Genomic DNA, 18,227 nt, shown 5'->3' with positions numbered 1-18,227 from the left:
GGGCGAAGGCTCCCGCCCTCCTTCCATTCATCTACAGGCCTGTCATGGAACTCTTGTCACTGGTTTATCGCCAATACCGTTGGCCCTTCATCGCCATTACCCTGCTCAGCCTGCTGAGTGCTGTCAGCGGGATAGGCGTCATTGCCTTCATCAATCAATCACTTATCGAATCAGTCGGGGATCCGCTGCCGATCCTGGGTCAGCTTGTCGGCCTTGTCTTGCTGCTGCTGGTGATCACGCTCGGATCCCAACTGGCCCTGACCACCCTGGGTCACCATTTCGTCTACCGGTTGCGTGGCCGCCTGCTCAAGCAACTGCTGGATACCGACGTCGCCCGTCTGCGTCAAATAGGGCAGGGGCCGCTCCTGGCCTCCCTTTCCAGCGACATCGGTCAGATCACCATCGCCTTCGTGCGCCTGCCGGAGCTGGTACAGGGCCTGGTGCTCACCCTGGGCTCCATCATCTACCTTGGCCTGCTCTCTCCCGCCTTGCTCGGTGTTACCGCCCTCTGGGTCACCGTGACCATGGTGGTGGGCTGGCTGCTGGTGAACCGGGTCTATCGCCACCTGGCGCACATGCGCCAGGCCGAAGACAGGCTCTACCAGAACTACCAGTCCATCATCGCCGGGAGCAAGGAGCTGGCGCTCAACCGCGAGCGTGCCTACTTCGTCTACCACCAGCTCTATGAGCAGAATGCCCGGGACTACCGGGAGCAGATCATCCGCGCCGATACCTACCACCTGAGCGCGGTGAACTGGTCGAACATCATGATGCTGGGTGCCATCGGCCTGGTCTTCTTCCTGGCCAACGGGCTGGGCTGGGCCAACACCAATGTGGCCGCCACCTTCGCCCTGACCCTGTTGTTCCTGCGCACTCCCTTGCTGCAAGGGATCGGAGCCTTGCCGACCCTGATCGCCGCCCAGGTGGCGTTCGACAAGATAGCGGCACTCAATCTGGCGGAGCCGGACGAGGCGTTCCCGTTGCCGCCTGCGCCTCGCCCCTGGCAGCGCATCGAGCTGGATCAGGTGAGCTTTCACTACCAGGGGGAGGGCGGTTTTTCCGTGGGCCCCATCAATCTGGCGATCGAGCGGGGGGAGCAGATATTCCTCATCGGTGGCAATGGCTCCGGCAAGTCGACCCTGGCCATGCTGCTGACCGGGCTCTATCAACCGGTCTCTGGCCGGCTCCTGCTGGATGGGGAGCCGGTCACCGATCGCAACGGCTATCTGGCGCTCTTCTCCGCCATCTTCACCGACTACCACCTGTTCCAGCATTTGCTGGGGCCCGAGCCGAAAGAGGCGCTGGTTGCCGAGTGGCTTGAGCGCTTGCAGATGGGCAGCAAGCTTGCCATCGAGGATGACTTCATCGCCGATATCGACCTCTCCCAGGGCCAGCGCAAGCGGGTCGCCCTGTTGCTTGCCCTGGCAGAGCAGCGGGAGGTGATGCTGTTCGACGAGTGGGCCGCGGATCAGGATCCCCAGTTCCGCCGCATCTTCTATCAGGTGCTGTTGCCGCGTCTCAAGGAGATGGGCAAGACGGTGATCGCCATCAGCCACGACGATCACTACTTCTCACTGGCCGATCGCCTGCTGGAGATGCGCCAGGGCCGCCTCACCGAACTGACCGGCGAGCAGCGCGAGCAGGTGAGCCGGGATGCGGTCGCCCATCTGGATGGCAAGGTGCCGGCCTGATGCTGGCACCGATGAGACTGGCAGCAAGCCAGCACAGGAATTGCTTATGTTCGAGATGAAATCCGCCAGCTTCGCGGTCAATGACCGCACGCTGCTGCACCCCACCAGCCTTCGCTTCGAGCAAGGTCGGGTCTATGGCCTCATCGGCCACAACGGGTCGGGCAAATCGACCCTGATCAAGCTGCTGGCGCGCCAGCAACCCCACAGCGGCGGGGAGATCCTGTTCGATGACCAGCCGTTGTCTGCCTGGGGCAACCGGGAGTTTGCCCGTCAGGTGGCCTATCTGCCCCAGCACCTGCCGAGTGCCGAAAACCTGCTCGGCCGCGAACTGGTGGAGATGGGGCGCTACCCCTGGCGCGGCCTGCTGGGCCGGATGGGAGCGGAAGATCACCGTCAGGTGGAGCGGGCCATCGCCCTGACCCACACCGAACGCTTTGCCGATCGGCTGGTGGATACCCTCTCCGGCGGGGAGCGGGGGCGAGTCTGGCTCGCCATGCTGCTGGCTCAGGAGAGCCGTTTCATCCTGCTGGACGAGCCACTGGCCGCCCTGGACGTGGCCCATCAGGTGGAGGTGCTCACGCTCGTCAAGCAGCTCAGCCGCCAGCTCAACCTCGGAGTCATCATCGTCATTCACGACATCAACATGGCCTCCCGCTTCTGCGATCGGCTGGTGGCGCTGCACTCCGGCCGTCTGCTGACCCACGGCGAGCCCGAACAGATCATGACAGGGGAGACCCTGAACGCCATCTATGGCATCCCCATGGAGGTCATTCGCCATCCGGCCCATGACCACGCCATCGCCATCGTCTGACCGGGGGCCGCTCTTGAACCGTTTATTGAAGATGGCGCCCTGTCTGCTCAGTCTGCTGCTGCCCCTGGCAGGGGAGGCCGGGCAGCTTGTCACCGCCACCGACGCCACCAGCGCCACGCCCCGCATCGCCACCGTGGACTGGACCATAGCCGAAACCCTGCTGGCGCTCGGAGTGACACCGATGGCGGTGGGGGATGTGGCCCCCTATCGCGCCTGGGTCGGTGAACCCCAGCTTCCTGCCGGGGTGATCGATATCGGGCTGCGTGCCCAACCCAACCGGGAACTGCTGGCGGAGCTCAAACCGGATCTTATTCTCATCTCGCCGCTGGCGGCCCCCCTGGCGCCGACCCTCTCCCGCATCGCGCCGGTGCACTCCATCGCCCTGTATGAACCGGGCACCGATCTGTGGCAGCGACTGCGGGAAGTGACCCTGACCATAGCCGCCCTGGTCAACAAAGAGACCGAGGCCGAACGCCAGCTCGCCGCGCTGGAGCTGGATCTGGCACAGATGCAGGCGGCGCAGCCCGCCGATCTGCCCCCCTTGCTGGTGGTGCAATTCATCGATGAGCGCCATGTGCGGGTGTTTGGCCATGGCAGCCTGTTCGAGGCAGTGATGCAGCGCCTCGGCCTTCGCAACGCCTGGCAGGGAGAGACCAATGCCTGGGGATTCTCGGTCGCGAGCCTGGAGCAGTTTCTCGGGATGCCGGAGGCCAGGCTGGTGGTGGTGGACCCCGTGCCCGTAGGAGTTGGTGAAAAACTTCAGGAGCCTGGATTGTGGCAGCATCTCCCGCTGGTACAGAACAATCCGGTGATCCATCTGCCTGCGACATGGAGTTTTGGTGGCATATTGGCGGCCCGCCGCTTCGCCACCCTGCTGGACGGTGCCCTGCGGGAGCAGGCTGTCCACAGTGCAACCGGGGGATCAAATCAATGAGCTCTTCTCTTTCTTCGCCCCTGCTGCGCCCGGGTCTCTGCCTGTTGGTGCTGACACTGGGGCTGGCTTGCGCCGAGCTGGCACGTCAACTGCCGGGGGCGCTCTGGTGGCAGGCCCTGTTCTCCCCCGAGCTGGACGATGCCCGCCAGGCGGTGGTTCATTTCAGCTGGCTGCCGCGCCTAGCCATCTGCCTGCTGGCCGGTGCCGCCCTCGGGCTCGCCGGTACCCTGATGCAGCAGGTGCTGCGCAATCCCCTGGCCTCGCCCACCACCCTGGGGGTGGCTTCCGGCGCCCAGTTGGCGCTGATGATGGTGACCCTGCTCGCCCCCTCCTGGCTGCTGATCGGGCGGGAGTGGATCGCCATGGCCGGGGGAAGCCTGGCCATGGGGCTGGTCTTCGCCCTGGCCTGGCGCCGCCAGCTCAATCCCGTGGTCATCGTCTTTGCTGGGCTGGTGATCAACCTCTATCTGGCCGCCATCAGCATGGGATTGCTGCTGTTCTTCCAGGAGGAGCTCAAAGGGTTGCTGGTGTGGGGGAGCGGATCTCTGGCCCAGAACAGCTGGAGCGGCGTCGGCTATCTGCTGCCACGGTTGCTGCTGGCCGCGATGCTGGCGGTGGTGCTGGTGCGCCCGCTGGCAGTGCTGGAGCTGGACGATGCCAGCGCACGCAGCCTGGGGGTCTCCCTCAAGCATCTGCGCCTGGCTGGTCTTGGTCTCGCCGTGTTCGTCACCGCCTGCGTGGTGAGCGTGGTGGGGCTGATCGGTTTTATCGGGCTGGCGGCGCCCGCCATGGTGCGGCTGCTGGGAGTCAGAAAACTGGCCCAGCGGCTGCTGTGGGCACCCATCCTCGGCGCCCTGTTGCTGGCGGCCACCGATCTGCTGCTGCAGACCCTGAGCCGGTTCTGGCCTGTGCTGATCCCGACCGGCGCCATGACGGCCCTGTTGGGGGCGCCGCTGCTGCTCTGGCTTATCCCGCGTCTTGGTATCAAGCAGAGTGCGCCTAAGGCAAACTCCTCCCTGCAGTTGGCCCGCCATCCGGCGCCGACTCGCCTTGTCGGCCTGATGGTGTTGGGGCTGGCTGCGGCGGTGATCGCCTCCCTGTTGTTTGGGCAGGGGATGGGCGGCTGGGGCTGGCCGAGCTGGCTGCGGTGGCAGGCCCAGCTGGAGTGGCGCTTGCCGCGCACGCTGGCAGCGGGTGCCGCAGGCGTGTTGCTGGCGCTGGCTGGCACCCTGTTGCAGCGAGTCAGCAACAACCCCATGGCGAGCCCCGAACTGCTGGGGGTAAGCGGTGGCACCTTCATGGGGGTGATTGCGGCGGCCCTGTTGCTGCCCGCCTTGCCGCTGCCCATGATGCTGCTGGGGGGGCTGGTGGGCGCCTTCGCCTGCCTGTTGCTGCTGGTGCTTATCAACCGGCGCAACGGCTTCCAGCCGGAGCGGATACTGCTGTCTGGCATCGCCATCACGGCGCTGTTCGAGCCGTTGCAGGCCATCGCCCTGGCCAATGGCGACCTGCGGGTGCAGCAACTGCTCTCCTGGATGTCCGGCTCCACCTATTACGTCACCCAGCCGGTGGCCCTTGCCCTGGTGGTGCTGGCGCTGCTGATGCTGGCAGCCTGCCTGCTGGTGAGCCGCTGGCTCGATCTCATGCCCATGGGGTCGGCGGTAGCGACGGCTCTGGGGATCCATCTCGGCCGTGCCCAGCTCACCATCCTGCTGCTGGTGGCCGTGCTCACCGCCAGTGCCACCATGGTGATAGGCCCGCTCTCCTTTGCCGGTCTGCTGGCGCCGCACCTGGCCAGATTGATGGGGCTGGTGAGGGCGCGCTGGCACCTGCTCGGCGCCGCAGGCTGTGGCGCTTTGCTGATGGTGTCGGCGGACTGGATCGGCCAGCAGATCCTTTTTCCCCAGGAGGTGCCCGTCGGTCTGGTCTCCACCCTGTTAGGGGGCGCTTACTTCATGTGGTGCCTGCGCCGCCTCTAGGTTGGTGGATGAAAAGCGCACAAAAAAAGCCCGGGATGAACCCGGGCTTTTCATTGCCTGCTCTGCGGACTTACTTGCCGATGCAGAAGCTGGAGAAGATGCGGCCCAGCAGATCGTCGGAGCTGAACTCGCCCGTGATCTCGGACAGGGACTCCTGGGCCAGGCGCAGCTCCTCGGCTACCAGTTCGCCAGCCACATAGACCTCAAGCTGCTCCCTGGCTACCAGCAGCCGCTCGGCGGCACGCTCCAGTGCGTCCAGGTGGCGGCGGCGGGCCATGAAGCCCCCCTCGGTGTTGCCCTGGAAGCCCATGCAGGCCTTGAGGTGCTCGCGCAGTGCGGGCAGCCCTAGCTCGGTCTTGGCGGAGATGCGATAGACGGCGTGGCCCTGCTCCTGGCTCGGTGCCAGGTCCTCGCCGGTCAGGTCCGCCTTGTTGCGCACCACGGTGAGGCCGATGTTTTTTGGCAACCGATCAACGAATTCCGGCCAGATGTCGTGGGGATCGACGGCATCCGTGGTGGTGCCGTCCACCATGAACAGCACCCGGTCGGCCTGTTCGATCTCGGCCCAGGCGCGCTCGATGCCGATCTGTTCCACCTTGTCCTGGGTATCGCGCAGGCCCGCGGTGTCGATGATGTGCAGCGGCATGCCATCCAGATGGATGTGCTCGCGCAGCACGTCGCGGGTGGTACCGGCGATCTCGGTGACGATGGCGGACTCGCGGCCTGCGAGGGCGTTGAGCAGGCTCGATTTGCCGGCGTTGGGGCGACCGGCGATCACCACCTTCATCCCCTCTCGCAGCAGGGCTCCCTGCTTGGCCTCGCCGCGCACGTCGTCCAGCTCGGACATGATGGCGTAGAGGTCACCCGCCACCTTGCCGTCGGAGAGAAAGTCGATCTCTTCATCCGGGAAGTCGATGGCCGCTTCCACATAGATGCGCAGCCGGGTGAGGCTCTCCACCAGCTGTTGCACCTTGCCGGAGAACTGCCCCTGGAGGGAGTGCATGGCACTGCGGGCGGCCTGCTCGCTGGAGGCTTCGATGAGATCGGCGATGGCCTCGGCCTGGGCCAGATCCAGCTTGTCGTTGAGGAAGGCGCGCTCGCTGAACTCGCCCGGGCGGGCGGGGCGGATGCCGTCGATCTGCAGGATGCGGCGGATCAGCATGTCGAGAATGACGGGGCCGCCATGGCCTTGCAGCTCCAGCACGTCTTCGCCGGTGAAGCTGTTGGGGGCCTTGAACAGCAGGGCGATGCCCTGATCCAGCGCCTGGCCCTGCTCGTCCCTGAACGGCAGATATTCGGCATAACGCACCCTGGGGAGCTTGCCGAGCACTATCTCGGCGACCCGCTCGGCGGCAGGGCCGGAGACGCGGACTATGCCGACGCCGCCACGGCCGGGGGCGGTGGCCTGGGCCACGATGGTATCTGTTGTCATCTTGCTTGACTCGCTGGTTGGCTGAATGAGTAAGAGGGTGGGGGACATTGTAATAAAAAAGGCGGCCCGAAGGCCGCCTCTTTTGTCATCAGGAAAGATGGGCTGCGCATCAGTTGCGTGAGTGCAGGCCTTTCTTCTCCAGCTGACGATAGATGATGGTCTGCTGGATGATGGAGATGACGTTGCTCACCAGCCAGTACAGAGTCAGACCTGCCGGGAACCAGAGGAACATGAAGGTGAAGATGATCGGCATGAACTGCATCACCTTCTGCTGCATCGGGTCCGTGATGGTGGTCGGGCTCATCTTCTGCAGATACCACATGGAGGCACCCATGAGGATTGGCAGCACGAAGAAGGGGTCCTTCACCGACAGGTCGGTGATCCACAGGGCGAACGGCGCGTGGCGCAGCTCGACAGACTCCATCAGTGCCCAGTAGAGGGCGATGAAGATGGGCATCTGTACCAAGATGGGCAGGCAGCCGCCCAGCGGGTTGACCTTCTCCTTCTTGTACAGCTCCATCATGCCCTGGGACATCTTCTGGCGATCGTCACCGAAGCGTTCCTTGAGCGCAGCCAGCTTGGGCTGGAGCATGCGCATCTTGGCCATGGAGGTGTACTGTGCCTTGGTCAGCGGGAACATGATGCCGCGCACCAGCAGGGTCAGCATGATGATGGCCAGACCCCAGTTCTGGACGAAACCGTGGAACACGGTCAGCAGCCAGTGCAGCGGTTGGGCGATGAACCAGAGCCAGCCGTAGTCGACGGTCAGATCCAGGTGGTTTGCCACCTTGGCCATCTGATCCTGCAGCTTGGGACCGATCCACAGCTTGCCGCTCACTTCGGCCTGCTGGCCGGCAGCGACGTCAACCAGCGGCGCCTTGTAGCCGATGATGGCCTGGTCCTTGCCCGGGATCACGCGGCTGTAGAAGCTGTTGGTGTCGTTGGCATTCGGGGCCCAGGCAGAGACGAAGTAGTGCTGCAGCATGGCGACCCAACCACCCTGGGTGGTCTTGTTCAGGTCGGCATCCTTCATCTCGTCGAAGGTGTACTTCTTGTAGCGGGAGTCTTCGCTGGAGAAGGCACCACCACGGTAGGCACTGGCCACCATGGCATGACCTTCCTGATCCTTCGGCGTGGTCATGGTCTGCTTCAGCTGACCGTAGAACTGTACCTGGACCGGCTCGGCAGACTTGTTGTCGATCTTGTAGTCGACGCCCACGGCGTAATCACCGCGCTTGAGCACGAACTCCTTGGTGAAGACCACACCCTTGCTGTCGGTCCAGGTCATCGGAACGACGACTTGATCCTGACCATCGGCCAGCTGATAGCTGGTCTGGGCGGCTTCATAGGTGGGACGACCCTGGGCCTGGCTGTCCGGACCATTGCGACCGACCAGACCGCTCTGGGCCACATAGAGGTGGGCAGGCTGGCTGGTCAGCAGGGTGAACGGCTGTTCCTTGCCTTCTTCCAGCTTGTGGGCCAGCAGTTCGGCAGAGACGATGTCACCGCCCTGGGTGTCCAGGGTCAATTTGAGCACGTCGGAGGAGACGGTGATCAGCTTGCGCGCGGCGTTACCATTTGCTTGCTCGGAAACCTGAGGAATATCACCGGTCTGACCGGCTTCAGGTACGAAATGTTCGGTTTGGGCCACGGTAGTCGGGGCCGGCTTCGGAGCCTTGTCGGACTCCCACTGTTGCCAGAGCAAGAAGCTCACGAACAGCAAACCGATCAGGAGTAAATTGCGTTGTGATTCCATAGTCTTCAGTTTCTTCGCTTTGGTTGCGGAACCGGGTCATAACCACCCTCGGATAAGGGATGGCATTTTAATAGACGTTTGCTGGCTAACCAAACGCCTTTTATGAAACCGTGAAGTCGGATTGCTTCTATCGCAAATTGGGAACAAGTCGGGGTGAAACGGCAGCGCGGCCCGAGCAGGGGACTAATGATTAGCTGATACAGGCGTATCAGTTTGATTGCTACCCATTGCAACGGCGTGACAGAGTGCGCCATAGCTTTTCCAGTAACTTGAACAGCGCTTCGTTGTCCATCTCCTTCACGCCACCCTTGGCGATCACGACGATGTCGATAGCGGGCAGATTGGCTTGATTGAGGCGAAAACTTTCCCGAACCACTCGTTTTACACGGTTGCGCCAGACGGCACGCTTGAGCGCCTTTTTGGGCACGGCGAGGCCAAGACGGGGGTGTTCGAGGGAGTTGGGGCAAGCAAGAAGCGTAATTTGCGGAGAAGCGGCCCGGACAGGCTCGGCGAAAACGCGTTTGAAGTGTTCGGGAGTTAACAGACGTAACTCCCGAGAGAAGGTGTGCTGGGTAGGCATTAGACTACCAGGCGGGCACGACCCTTGGCACGACGAGCGGCCAGAACTTTGCGGCCGTTGGCAGTAGCCATGCGAGCGCGGAAACCGTGAGAGCGCTTGCGCTTCAGGTTGGACGGTTGAAAAGTACGTTTCATGATTCGATTCCGTATTTCTGTACAGTTTTGATTGTCACACTTAGCCGACGCGCCAGCTATAGCGTGTGACGACTAGCAAAAGAGGCCGAATTCTAAACAGAGTTCAGCTTCTCGTCAATCCGCCGTTCCTTTCCATCTCGCCCCGTTCGTCGACCGAGTGGGATAATCTGGCAGGATCCGGAGGATCAAGGGCCCCGAATTATACTGGCAACCCGGGGTTAAACAAGGATCCCTCAAGAAAAAAGGCGGCCAGGCCGCCAAAGAGAGAGCTATTTAAGTACTTTGCGCAGGAACTCCCGGGTACGGGGATCCTGCGGATCGACCAATATCTGATCCGGCGGGCCCTGCTCCACGATCCGCCCTCCTTCCATGAAGATCACCCGATCGGCGACATCACGGGCAAACTCGATCTCGTGGGTCACCACGACCATGGTCTGGTGCTGGCGGGCGAGCTGCTTCATCAGGCCCAGTACCTCGTCGACCCACTCGGGATCGAGGGCGGAGGTGGGCTCGTCAAACAGGATCACCTTGGAGTGGGCCGCCATGGCCCGGCCGATGCCGACGCGCTGTTGCTGGCCGCCGGAGAGGGAGGCCGGGTAGGCATCCTGTTTCTCGGCGAGGCCGATGTCCTTGAGGATGCCCAGGGCAGTGGCACGAGCCTCCGCTTTCGGCTGTTTCCAGACGGTGATCAGCCCCTCGGCGATGTTGTCCAGCGCCGTCTTGTTGGCGAACAGGGCGTAGTTCTGGAACACGAAAGAGGCGCGTTTGCGCAGTTCGATGGCCTGCTGGTCGCTGGCCTTGGCCAGATCCACGGCGAGGTCATCGATGACGAGCCGCCCTGCATCCGGGGTTTCCAGCAGGTTGAGGCAGCGCAGCAGAGTCGACTTGCCGGTACCGGAGGGGCCGATGATGACGACAATCTCCCCCTTCTTTACCTCAAGATCGATGCCGTTGAGCACCTGATTTCCGTCATAGGCCTTGGAGAGACCCGTTAGGTTGATCATGACAGGCCTCCTTTAATAAGCACGGTTCAGCCGCACTTCCAGCAGATGCTGCAAGCGGGTGAAGAAGATGACCACTACCCAGTAGATCAGCGCCACCGCCATGAAGCTCTCGAAGAACTTGAAGGAGGAGGCCGCTTCCATCTGGGCCTTGCCCATGATCTCCGCCACTCCCAGGGTAAACGCCAGAGAGGTGCTCTTGATCATGTCGATGAAGTAGTTCATCAGCGATGGTGTCGCGATGCGGGCCGCCTGGGGCAGGATGATCCGCTGCATCGCCTGCAGCCGGCTCATGCCGATGCTGAGGGCGGCTTCCATCTGGCTCTTGTGGATGCCGAGAATGGCTGCCCGGATCGACTCGGCCATGTAGGCGGCAAAGTGCAGGGTCAGGCCGATGATGGCGGCGGTAAAGGCATCCATCCCCACGAAGATGGGGAAGAGCTGCGGCAGCCCGTAATAGAGCAGGAACAGCTGGACGAGCAGCGGTGTACCCCGGAAGAACGAGATATACAGCATCGCCAGCCAGTGAAGTGCGGGAACGCGAAACACCCGTACTATCGCCAGGATCAGCGACAGTACGAGTGCCAATACGAATCCCCACAGGGCCATTTCCATCGTGGTGCCCAGGTATTTGAGCAGGATGGGAAACAGCCCTAGCGTGTACTCGAGGTCAAATTCCATCATTTATTTGCTGGTGATGTCCGCTGCGAACCATTTTTCGGAGATTTTGGTCAGGGTGCCGTCTTTGCGCATGGCGGTGAGGGCATCGTCAACCTTCTTCAGCACGGCCTGCTTTTCCGGGGTCTTCAGGAAGGGCAGGGCGTTCTCGATGGTTTCGAACGGTGCACCGGCCTGTTGCAGCGGCAGCTTGGATTCCTTGATCAGCTGGGCGGTGGAGACGCGGTCCATCACGAAGGCGTCGATGCGGCCCAGGGCGACATCCTGCTCGAAGGCGGAGTCATAGGTGCGGATGTCGATCTTCTTGTTGGGGTCGTTCTTGCGCAGCAGCTCTTCGAAGTTGGAGCCCAGGTTGACGGCGACCTTCTTGCCTTCCAGGTCCTTGATGCCGTGGATGGTGTTGTTGCCCTTGCGGACCACGATCTGGGCACCGTCATAGACATAGGGCTGGGAGAAGGCGTACTTGGCCTTGCGCTCGTCGGTGATGGTGATCTGGTTGGAGATGGTGTCAACGCGGCCGGTTTCCAGCATGCCGAACAGGCCGGAGAAGCTGGCGGTCACGAACTCGACCTTGTAGCCGGTGCGCTCACCGATCTGGTTCCACATGTCCACCTCGAAGCCCTGCAGCTTGTCCTGCTTGACGAAGGTGAACGGGAAATATTTGCCGGACATGCCGACCTTGATGGTTTCCTGGGCGATGGCCTGGCCGGACAGGCTGGCCAGCAGAATGGCGGCGCCGGAAATCAGTTTGATGGTGGTTTTCATGGGGATTCCTCTCTCTGTAGTGCTGTATTTTTAGTTGTAATCACGGGTTGGCGCTGATGTTATTGGAATAAAATATAAAAAATAAATGATATTTGGTTATATAAAATAACTATGGTCGCAGCGCGCCATTCTGTCCACATTGACGATATCCGGCTGTGGGTAACTTTGGGGATGAAATGGGATCCTGGGGCGTTGGATCCTTGAAAGTCAAGGATCTTATTTGCTGGATCCGTGCGGCAGCAACTGGAGATCCGGCCACTAAAAACGTAGAATAGCCGGTCTTTACTTAATCAATTGACGGGAGTCTAGAGTGACTGCTTCGCTATGGCAGCAGTGCCTTAACCGGCTGCAAGATGAGTTGCCCTCGGCAGAATTCAGCATGTGGATCCGGCCGCTTCAAGCGGAGTTGAGTGACAATACTCTGACCCTGTATGCACCGAACCGCTTCGTTCTGGACTGGGTACGCGACAAGTACCTGCTCCGGGTCAACGGCATCATCAACGAGCTGTGCGGAGCCGACGCTCCCACCCTGCGTTTTGATATCGGCAATCGCCCTCATCCCGTCGCGGTCGCCAGGGCGCCGGCCCGTGGTGTCGATCCTGTGAATAACTCTCCCAAGAGCTGGGAAAACAAGGCCGAAAACAAGCCCGAGCCAAACCACAAGAGCAACACCAACGTGAACTATACCTTCGAGAATTTCGTCGAGGGTAAGTCCAACCAGCTGGCCCGTGCGGCCGCCCGTCAGGTGGCCGACAATCCGGGTGGTGCCTACAACCCGCTGTTCCTCTATGGCGGCACCGGCCTTGGCAAGACCCACCTGCTGCACGCCGTTGGCAATGCCATCAAGGATCGCAAGAAAGACGCCAAAGTCATCTACATGCACTCCGAACGGTTCGTGCAGGACATGGTGAAGGCGCTGCAGAATAACGCCATTGAAGAGTTCAAGCGTTATTACCGTAGCGTCGATGCCCTGCTCATCGATGACATCCAGTTCTTCGCCAACAAGGAGCGCTCCCAGGAGGAGTTCTTCCACACCTTCAATGCCCTGCTTGAAGGCAACCAGCAGATCATCCTGACCTCGGACCGTTATCCGAAAGAGATCAACGGGGTGGAAGATCGTCTCAAGTCCCGCTTCGGCTGGGGACTCACGGTGGCGATCGAGCCGCCGGAGCTGGAGACCCGGGTTGCCATCCTGATGCGCAAGGCGGACGAGAACCAGATCCACCTGCCGGACGAAGTGGCCTTCTTCATCGCCAAACGGCTGCGCTCCAACGTCCGTGAACTGGAAGGTGCCCTCAACCGGGTGATCGCCAATGCCAACTTCACCGGCCGCGCCATCAACATCGACTTCGTGCGCGAGGCGCTGCGCGATCTCCTGGCCCTGCAGGAGAAGCTGGTCACCATCGACAACATCCAGAAGACGGTGGCGGAGTACTACAAGATCAAGCTGGCGGATCTGCTCTCCAAGCGTCGCTCCCGCTCCGTTGCCCGCCCGCGCCAGCTGGCGATGGCGCTGGCCAAGGAGCTGACCAACCACAGCTTGCCTGAGATAGGGGATGCCTTTGGTGGCCGTGACCACACCACGGTTCTTCATGCCTGCCGCAAGATCGAGCAGCTGAAGGAAGAGAGTCACGACATCAAGGAAGATTATTCCAACCTGATCCGTACCCTTTCTTCCTGATAACGGAACGGAGTGCACAGATGCAGATTGCATGTTCCAGCCTGATCCGAATCCTTTCCTCCCAATAACAACGGAGAGCACAGATGCAGCTCGAAATTAGCCGTGAGGCCCTGTTACGTCCCCTGCAACTGGTGTCCGGTGCCCTGGGTGGCCGGCCGACCCTGCCCATCCTCGGCAACGTCCTGCTCGATGTCAGCAATGGCCTGCTGTCGCTGACCGGGACCGATCTCGAGGTGGAGATGATCGGACAGGTCTATCTCAACAGCGACAGCCAGGATGGCCGCACCACAGTGCCGGCGCGCAAGCTGCTGGACATCTGTCGCGGTCTGCCGGAGGGGGCGGAGATCCGTCTCAGCACCGAGGGAGAGCGCCTTATCATCCGGTCCGGCCGCTCCCGCTTCAACCTGTCGACCCTGCCGGCCACCGAATACCCGAACATCGAGGATTGGGAATCTGTACTCGAGTTCGACATCAGCCAGCTGGAGCTGAAAAAACTCATCGACGCGACCCAGTTCTCCATGGCGAGCCAGGACGTGCGCTACTACCTGAACGGCATGCTGTTCGAGAGCGAAGGACACGGCCTGCGTACCGTGGCGACGGACGGTCACCGGCTGGCCACCTGCCGCCGCGAGGTGGTGGGGGAATCGTTGCCCGATCATCAGGTCATCCTGCCGCGCAAAGGGGTGCTGGAGCTTGTGCGCCTGCTGGAAGCGGAAGACAAGCCGGTACGGCTGCAAGTGGGTCGCAGCAACCTGCGCGCCGCTCTGGATGGCTTCATCTTCACCTCCAAGCTGGTGGATGGCCGTTTCCCGGACTGGCGCCGCGTCATCCCGAGAGGGAGCGACAAGGCCCTGATCGCCGGTCGCGAGGATCTGCGCCAGGCCTTTGCCCGTGCCGCCATCCTCTCCAACGAGAAATTCCGTGGGGTGCGTCTCAATCTGCAGGAAAACCTGCTGCGCATCACCGCCAACAACCCGGAACAGGAAGAAGCCGAAGAGCTGCTTGACGTACAATACGCCGCTGGCGAGATGGAGATCGGCTTCAACGTCTCCTATGTGCTGGACGTGTTGAATACGTTAAAATGTGACCAAATCCGGATCAGCCTGAGCGATTCCATCAGCAGCGCCATTATTGAGGATTTTGAGAACCAAGATGCCCAGTACGTGGTGATGCCGATGCGGATCTAGTCGTGTCCCTGGTCAAACTCCAGCTCAGCGACTTTCGCAACATTCAGCACGCCAGTCTCGCGCTGTCTCCCGGCCTCAATATCCTGGTCGGGAGCAACGGCAGCGGCAAGACCAGCGTGCTGGAAGCCATTCATTACCTTGGTCTCGGCCGCTCGTTTCGTACCCATTTGACCGGGCGGGTCATCCGCCAGGGCGAGCGGGCCTTTACCCTGTTTGCCCAGTGCGAGCTGGAGGGGCGTCAGGTGCCCATCGGGCTTGCCAAGGACAAGGGGGGCGAAACCCAGCTCAAGATCGCCGGTGCCCAGGCCCAGCGCCTGGCCGATCTGGCGGAGCTGTTGCCGGTACAGTTGATCCACCCCGATGGTTTCAGCCTGCTGACCGGTGGGCCCCAGGCTCGCCGGGCCTGGCTCGACTGGGGTGTTTTCCATCAGGAGCCGACCTTCTTCTCCCTCTGGGGGCGGGTGCGTCGGCTGTTGAAGCAGCGCAATGCCTTGCTGCGTCAGAGCACCCAGTATCGTCAACTGGCATTCTGGGATCAGGAGCTGGTGCGACTGGGTGGCGAGCTGGCGGGGTTTCGCGCCAGTTATTGTCAGGCCATTACGCCCCTGATCAAGGAGATGACGGCAGATTTTCTGCCGGAGTTCGATATCAGTCTTGGATTCTATCGAGGCTGGGAAAAAGACACTCCCCTCGATGCATTGCTGGAGGCGGGGTTCGAACGGGATCGTTCGCTGGGGTACACTGGGGTCGGTCCGCAGAAGGCGGACGTGCGGCTCAAGGCGAACGGCGTGCCCGCGCAGGATATTTTGTCCAGGGGTCAGCTGAAGTTGCTGGTCTGTGCCATGCGGCTGGCCCAAGGGCTCTATTTGAATCAACATAGCAGCCGCGGCTGTATTTTTTTAATTGATGATTTTGCCTCTGAACTGGATGTCGACAAACGTCGTCTGCTGGCCGCAAGGCTGAAGCAGTGCGCGTCCCAGGTGTTCATCACCGCCATCGATACCGGTCAGCTCGCAGACATGATGGATGCGAGTGACTGCAAGCTGTTCCACGTGGAACAAGGCAAGATCTCCGAAACGTTAGAGAAGGCAGAGAGTAAGCTATGAGTGAAAATACTTACGACTCCTCGAATATCAAGGTGCTCAAGGGTCTGGATGCGGTCCGCAAGCGCCCGGGGATGTATATCGGCGATACGGACGATGGATCGGGCCTGCACCACATGGTGTTCGAGGTCGTCGACAACTCCATCGACGAGGCTCTGGCTGGCTACTGCTCCGATATCCAGGTCAAGATCCATTCCGACGGCTCCGTCTCCGTGCGCGACAACGGTCGCGGCATTCCGGTGGACATCCACCCGGAAGAGGGCCGCTCCGCCGCCGAAGTCATCATGACCGTGCTGCACGCCGGCGGCAAATTCGATGACAACTCCTACAAGGTGTCCGGCGGTCTGCACGGTGTGGGCGTTTCCGTGGTGAACGCGCTTTCCGACAAGCTGCTGCTGACCATCCGCCGCAACGGTCATGTCTACGAGCAGACCTATCACCTGGGCGAGCCGCAGGCACCCCTCAAGCAGATTGGTGACAGCACCGGCACCGGGACCGAAGTTCGCTTCTGGCCGAGCCCGACCATCTTCAGCGACACCCTGTTCCACTACGAGATCCTGGCCAAGCGTCTGCGCGAGCTCTCCTTCCTCAACTCCGGCGTCTCCATCCGTCTGATGGACGAGCGTGATGGCCGCGAGGCGCACTTCTGCTACGAGGGGGGCATCAAGGCCTTCGTCGAGTACCTGAACCAGAACAAGACCCCGATCCATCCCAAGGTGTTCCACTTCACCACAGAGCAGGACGGCATCGGTGTCGAAGTCGCCATGCAGTGGAACGACGCCTATCAGGAAGGGGTCTACTGCTTCACCAACAACATTCCGCAGCGGGATGGCGGTACCCACCTGGTGGGCTTCCGTACCGCGCTGACCCGGACGCTGAACAACTACATGGACAAGGAGGACTACAGCAAGAAGGCCAAGTCCGCCGCCAGTGGTGACGACGTCCGTGAAGGTCTGATTGCCGTTATCTCCGTCAAGGTGCCTGATCCCAAGTTCTCCTCCCAGACCAAGGACAAGCTGGTCTCTTCCGAAGTGAAGACCGCCGTGGAACAGGCCATGGGTGAGAAGCTGGCCGACTTCCTGCTGGAAAACCCGGGCGACGCCAAAATCGTGGTCAACAAGATCATCGATGCGGCCCGTGCCCGTGAAGCGGCCCGCAAGGCCCGCGAACTGACCCGCCGCAAGGGCGCGCTGGATATCGCCGGTCTGCCCGGCAAGCTGGCGGACTGTCAGGAGAAAGACCCGGCGCTCTCCGAACTCTACATCGTGGAAGGGGACTCTGCTGGCGGCTCCGCCAAGCAGGGTCGCAACCGGAAGAACCAGGCCATCCTGCCCCTCAAGGGCAAGATCCTGAACGTGGAGAAGGCCCGTTTCGACAAGATGATCTCCTCCCAGGAGGTGGGTACCCTGATCACAGCTTTGGGCTGTGGCATCGGTCGCGACGAGTACAACCCGGACAAGCTGCGCTATCACAACATCATCATCATGACGGATGCGGACGTCGATGGTGCGCACATCCGTACCCTGCTGCTGACCTTCTTCTATCGTCAGATGCCGGAAATCATCGAGCGTGGCTATGTCTTCATCGCCCAGCCGCCGCTCTACAAGGTGAAGAAGGGCAAGCAGGAGCAGTACCTGAAAGACGAAGACGCATTGTTGCAGTACCAGACCGCCATGGCGCTGGACGGTGCGACCCTGCACGTCAACGAGTCTGCCCCGGCCATCGGTGGCGAGGCGCTGGAGCGTCTGGTCAACCAGCATCGCGCCGTGACTCACCTCATCACCCGCATGTCCCGTCGCGCCCCGGAAGCCGTGCTGACCCAGCTGATCTATCAGCCTGAGTTGAACGAAACCTTGCTGGCCAGCGAGAGCGATCTGCAGACCTGGTGCCAGAGCATGGAAGCCGTGCTCAACGAGAGCAACCACGGTATCCAGTACCAGATGCAGGTACGCCGCGACGAGGAGCGCAGCCTGTTCGTGCCCCACGCCGTGGTACGCCAGCACGGGGTCGACCGTGAATATCCGCTGAGCTATGACTTCCTGCAATCCTCCGAGTACCGTCAGCTGGTCTCCCTGGGCAAGGAGATCGCCAACCTGATCGAGGAAGGCGGTTACATCAAGCGTGGCGAGAAGGTGAAGCCGGTCGCCAGCTTCGTGGAAGCGGTCGAGTGGCTGATGGGCGAAGGCAAGCGTGGCATCTACATCCAGCGCTATAAAGGGTTGGGGGAGATGAACCCGGAGCAGCTGTGGGAAACCACCATGGATCCGGAAGCCCGTCGCATGCTGCGCGTCACCATCGACGACGCAGTCGGCGCCGACCAGCTCTTCTCCACCCTGATGGGTGACGCCGTAGAGCCCCGTCGCGACTTCATCGAGACCAACGCCCTGCGGGTTGCCAACCTCGACGTCTAATCAGACGGTCCGACAACCATCAAAAGCCGCTCCTCGTGAGCGGCTTTTTGTTTATTGGGCGGAAGGGAGAGGGCGCGTTCCACG

Annotated in this window: 16 protein-coding genes; 8 read left to right on the top strand and 8 right to left on the bottom strand. The window is 61.5% G+C overall.

Going from position 1 to position 18,227, the window contains the following annotated elements; all coding sequences use genetic code 11:
- Positions 1–44 precede the first annotated feature (44 nt).
- The 4 genes from OKC41_RS13780 to fhuB are packed head-to-tail and all read left to right on the top strand — an operon-like array spanning position 45 to position 5,415.
- Positions 45–1,691 carry a multidrug ABC transporter permease/ATP-binding protein gene (locus tag OKC41_RS13780; protein ID WP_201895153.1) on the top strand — a complete coding sequence of 549 codons (1,647 nt, stop codon included), beginning with the start codon at positions 45–47 and terminating at the stop codon, positions 1,689–1,691.
- A 46-nt stretch (positions 1,692–1,737) separates the two neighbouring features.
- Entirely contained in the window at positions 1,738–2,502 is a 765-nt protein-coding gene (locus tag OKC41_RS13775; RefSeq protein ID WP_010672275.1) for an ATP-binding cassette domain-containing protein, read from the top strand.
- 31 nt (positions 2,503–2,533) lie between these two features.
- Complete coding sequence (locus OKC41_RS13770) at positions 2,534–3,436, top strand: ABC transporter substrate-binding protein (protein ID WP_201895178.1); 903 nt, start codon at positions 2,534–2,536, stop codon at positions 3,434–3,436.
- Entirely contained in the window at positions 3,433–5,415 is a 1,983-nt protein-coding gene (fhuB, locus tag OKC41_RS13765) for a Fe(3+)-hydroxamate ABC transporter permease FhuB (RefSeq protein ID WP_201895154.1), read from the top strand. Before OKC41_RS13770 ends, fhuB begins: the two co-directional genes overlap by 4 nt.
- A 70-nt stretch (positions 5,416–5,485) precedes the next feature.
- On the opposite strand, the gene mnmE is transcribed toward fhuB, so the two are convergent.
- The 8 genes from mnmE to OKC41_RS13725 all read right to left on the bottom strand — a co-directional run bounded on the left by mnmE (position 5,486) and on the right by OKC41_RS13725 (position 11,761).
- Positions 5,486–6,847, bottom strand: coding sequence for a tRNA uridine-5-carboxymethylaminomethyl(34) synthesis GTPase MnmE (gene mnmE, locus OKC41_RS13760; protein WP_010672278.1), 1,362 nt, complete (start codon positions 6,845–6,847; stop codon positions 5,486–5,488).
- Between the two features lie 109 nt (positions 6,848–6,956).
- A complete protein-coding gene (gene yidC / locus OKC41_RS13755) occupies positions 6,957–8,603 on the bottom strand; it encodes a membrane protein insertase YidC (RefSeq protein WP_010672279.1) in 1,647 nt (548 codons plus the stop codon).
- 5 nt (positions 8,604–8,608) lie between these two features.
- Complete coding sequence (gene yidD / locus OKC41_RS13750; protein WP_010672280.1) at positions 8,609–8,857, bottom strand: membrane protein insertion efficiency factor YidD; 249 nt, start codon at positions 8,855–8,857, stop codon at positions 8,609–8,611.
- Positions 8,824–9,183: a ribonuclease P protein component gene (gene rnpA, locus OKC41_RS13745; protein WP_010672281.1), complete on the bottom strand. Its 360-nt coding sequence runs from the start codon at positions 9,181–9,183 to the stop codon at positions 8,824–8,826. Before rnpA ends, yidD begins: the two co-directional genes overlap by 34 nt.
- Positions 9,183–9,317: a 50S ribosomal protein L34 gene (rpmH, locus tag OKC41_RS13740; RefSeq protein WP_005307156.1), complete on the bottom strand. Its 135-nt coding sequence runs from the start codon at positions 9,315–9,317 to the stop codon at positions 9,183–9,185. The genes rnpA and rpmH overlap by 1 nt, the downstream gene beginning before the upstream one ends.
- 269 nt (positions 9,318–9,586) lie before the next feature.
- The gene (locus tag OKC41_RS13735) at positions 9,587–10,321 is read right to left on the bottom strand and encodes an amino acid ABC transporter ATP-binding protein (RefSeq protein WP_010672282.1); all 735 of its coding nucleotides are present in this window, start codon (positions 10,319–10,321) and stop codon (positions 9,587–9,589) included.
- Positions 10,322–10,333: 12 nt separating this feature from the next.
- Complete coding sequence (locus OKC41_RS13730) at positions 10,334–11,002, bottom strand: amino acid ABC transporter permease (protein WP_010672283.1); 669 nt, start codon at positions 11,000–11,002, stop codon at positions 10,334–10,336.
- Positions 11,003–11,761: an amino acid ABC transporter substrate-binding protein gene (locus tag OKC41_RS13725; protein ID WP_010672284.1), complete on the bottom strand. Its 759-nt coding sequence runs from the start codon at positions 11,759–11,761 to the stop codon at positions 11,003–11,005. It lies immediately after the preceding gene.
- 310 nt (positions 11,762–12,071) lie between these two features.
- Between OKC41_RS13725 and dnaA the strand changes: the two genes are divergently transcribed.
- The 4 genes from dnaA to gyrB all read left to right on the top strand — a co-directional run bounded on the left by dnaA (position 12,072) and on the right by gyrB (position 18,143).
- Positions 12,072–13,442, top strand: a complete 1,371-nt coding sequence (gene dnaA, locus OKC41_RS13720; protein ID WP_039040645.1) for a chromosomal replication initiator protein DnaA — start codon at positions 12,072–12,074, stop codon at positions 13,440–13,442.
- Positions 13,443–13,525: 83 nt separating this feature from the next.
- Complete coding sequence (gene dnaN / locus OKC41_RS13715; RefSeq protein WP_039040646.1) at positions 13,526–14,629, top strand: DNA polymerase III subunit beta; 1,104 nt, start codon at positions 13,526–13,528, stop codon at positions 14,627–14,629.
- A gap of 2 nt (positions 14,630–14,631) precedes the next feature.
- Positions 14,632–15,735, top strand: a complete 1,104-nt coding sequence (gene recF / locus OKC41_RS13710; RefSeq protein ID WP_010672287.1) for a DNA replication/repair protein RecF — start codon at positions 14,632–14,634, stop codon at positions 15,733–15,735.
- Entirely contained in the window at positions 15,732–18,143 is a 2,412-nt protein-coding gene (gene gyrB / locus OKC41_RS13705) for a DNA topoisomerase (ATP-hydrolyzing) subunit B (RefSeq protein WP_042879717.1), read from the top strand. Before recF ends, gyrB begins: the two co-directional genes overlap by 4 nt.
- Positions 18,144–18,227 lie beyond the last annotated feature (84 nt).

The sequence above is a fragment of the Aeromonas sp. QDB17 genome, assembly GCF_027705305.1.
Classification (GTDB): Bacteria; Pseudomonadota; Gammaproteobacteria; order Enterobacterales; family Aeromonadaceae; genus Aeromonas; species Aeromonas caviae.
The sequence above is the reverse complement of the archived record's forward strand: the minus strand, read 5'-3'. Positions and strand labels throughout refer to the sequence as shown.

Bases quoted from the DNA above. Each gene is read 5' to 3' on its own strand.
- fhuB (WP_201895154.1), top strand. From the start codon at position 3,433: ATGAGCTCTTCTCTTTCTTCGCCCCTGCTGCGCCCGGGTCTCTGCCTG.
- OKC41_RS13780 (WP_201895153.1), top strand. From the start codon at position 45: ATGGAACTCTTGTCACTGGTTTATCGCCAATACCGTTGGCCCTTCATC.
- OKC41_RS13735 (WP_010672282.1), bottom strand. From the start codon at position 10,321: ATGATCAACCTAACGGGTCTCTCCAAGGCCTATGACGGAAATCAGGTG.
- rnpA (WP_010672281.1), bottom strand. From the start codon at position 9,183: ATGCCTACCCAGCACACCTTCTCTCGGGAGTTACGTCTGTTAACTCCC.
- gyrB (WP_042879717.1), top strand. From the start codon at position 15,732: ATGAGTGAAAATACTTACGACTCCTCGAATATCAAGGTGCTCAAGGGT.
- yidC (WP_010672279.1), bottom strand. From the start codon at position 8,603: ATGGAATCACAACGCAATTTACTCCTGATCGGTTTGCTGTTCGTGAGC.
- rpmH (WP_005307156.1), bottom strand. From the start codon at position 9,317: ATGAAACGTACTTTTCAACCGTCCAACCTGAAGCGCAAGCGCTCTCAC.
- OKC41_RS13775 (WP_010672275.1), top strand. From the start codon at position 1,738: ATGTTCGAGATGAAATCCGCCAGCTTCGCGGTCAATGACCGCACGCTG.
- OKC41_RS13730 (WP_010672283.1), bottom strand. From the start codon at position 11,002: ATGATGGAATTTGACCTCGAGTACACGCTAGGGCTGTTTCCCATCCTG.
- yidD (WP_010672280.1), bottom strand. From the start codon at position 8,857: ATGGCGCACTCTGTCACGCCGTTGCAATGGGTAGCAATCAAACTGATA.
- dnaN (WP_039040646.1), top strand. From the start codon at position 13,526: ATGCAGCTCGAAATTAGCCGTGAGGCCCTGTTACGTCCCCTGCAACTG.
- OKC41_RS13770 (WP_201895178.1), top strand. From the start codon at position 2,534: ATGGCGCCCTGTCTGCTCAGTCTGCTGCTGCCCCTGGCAGGGGAGGCC.
- OKC41_RS13725 (WP_010672284.1), bottom strand. From the start codon at position 11,761: ATGAAAACCACCATCAAACTGATTTCCGGCGCCGCCATTCTGCTGGCC.
- mnmE (WP_010672278.1), bottom strand. From the start codon at position 6,847: ATGACAACAGATACCATCGTGGCCCAGGCCACCGCCCCCGGCCGTGGC.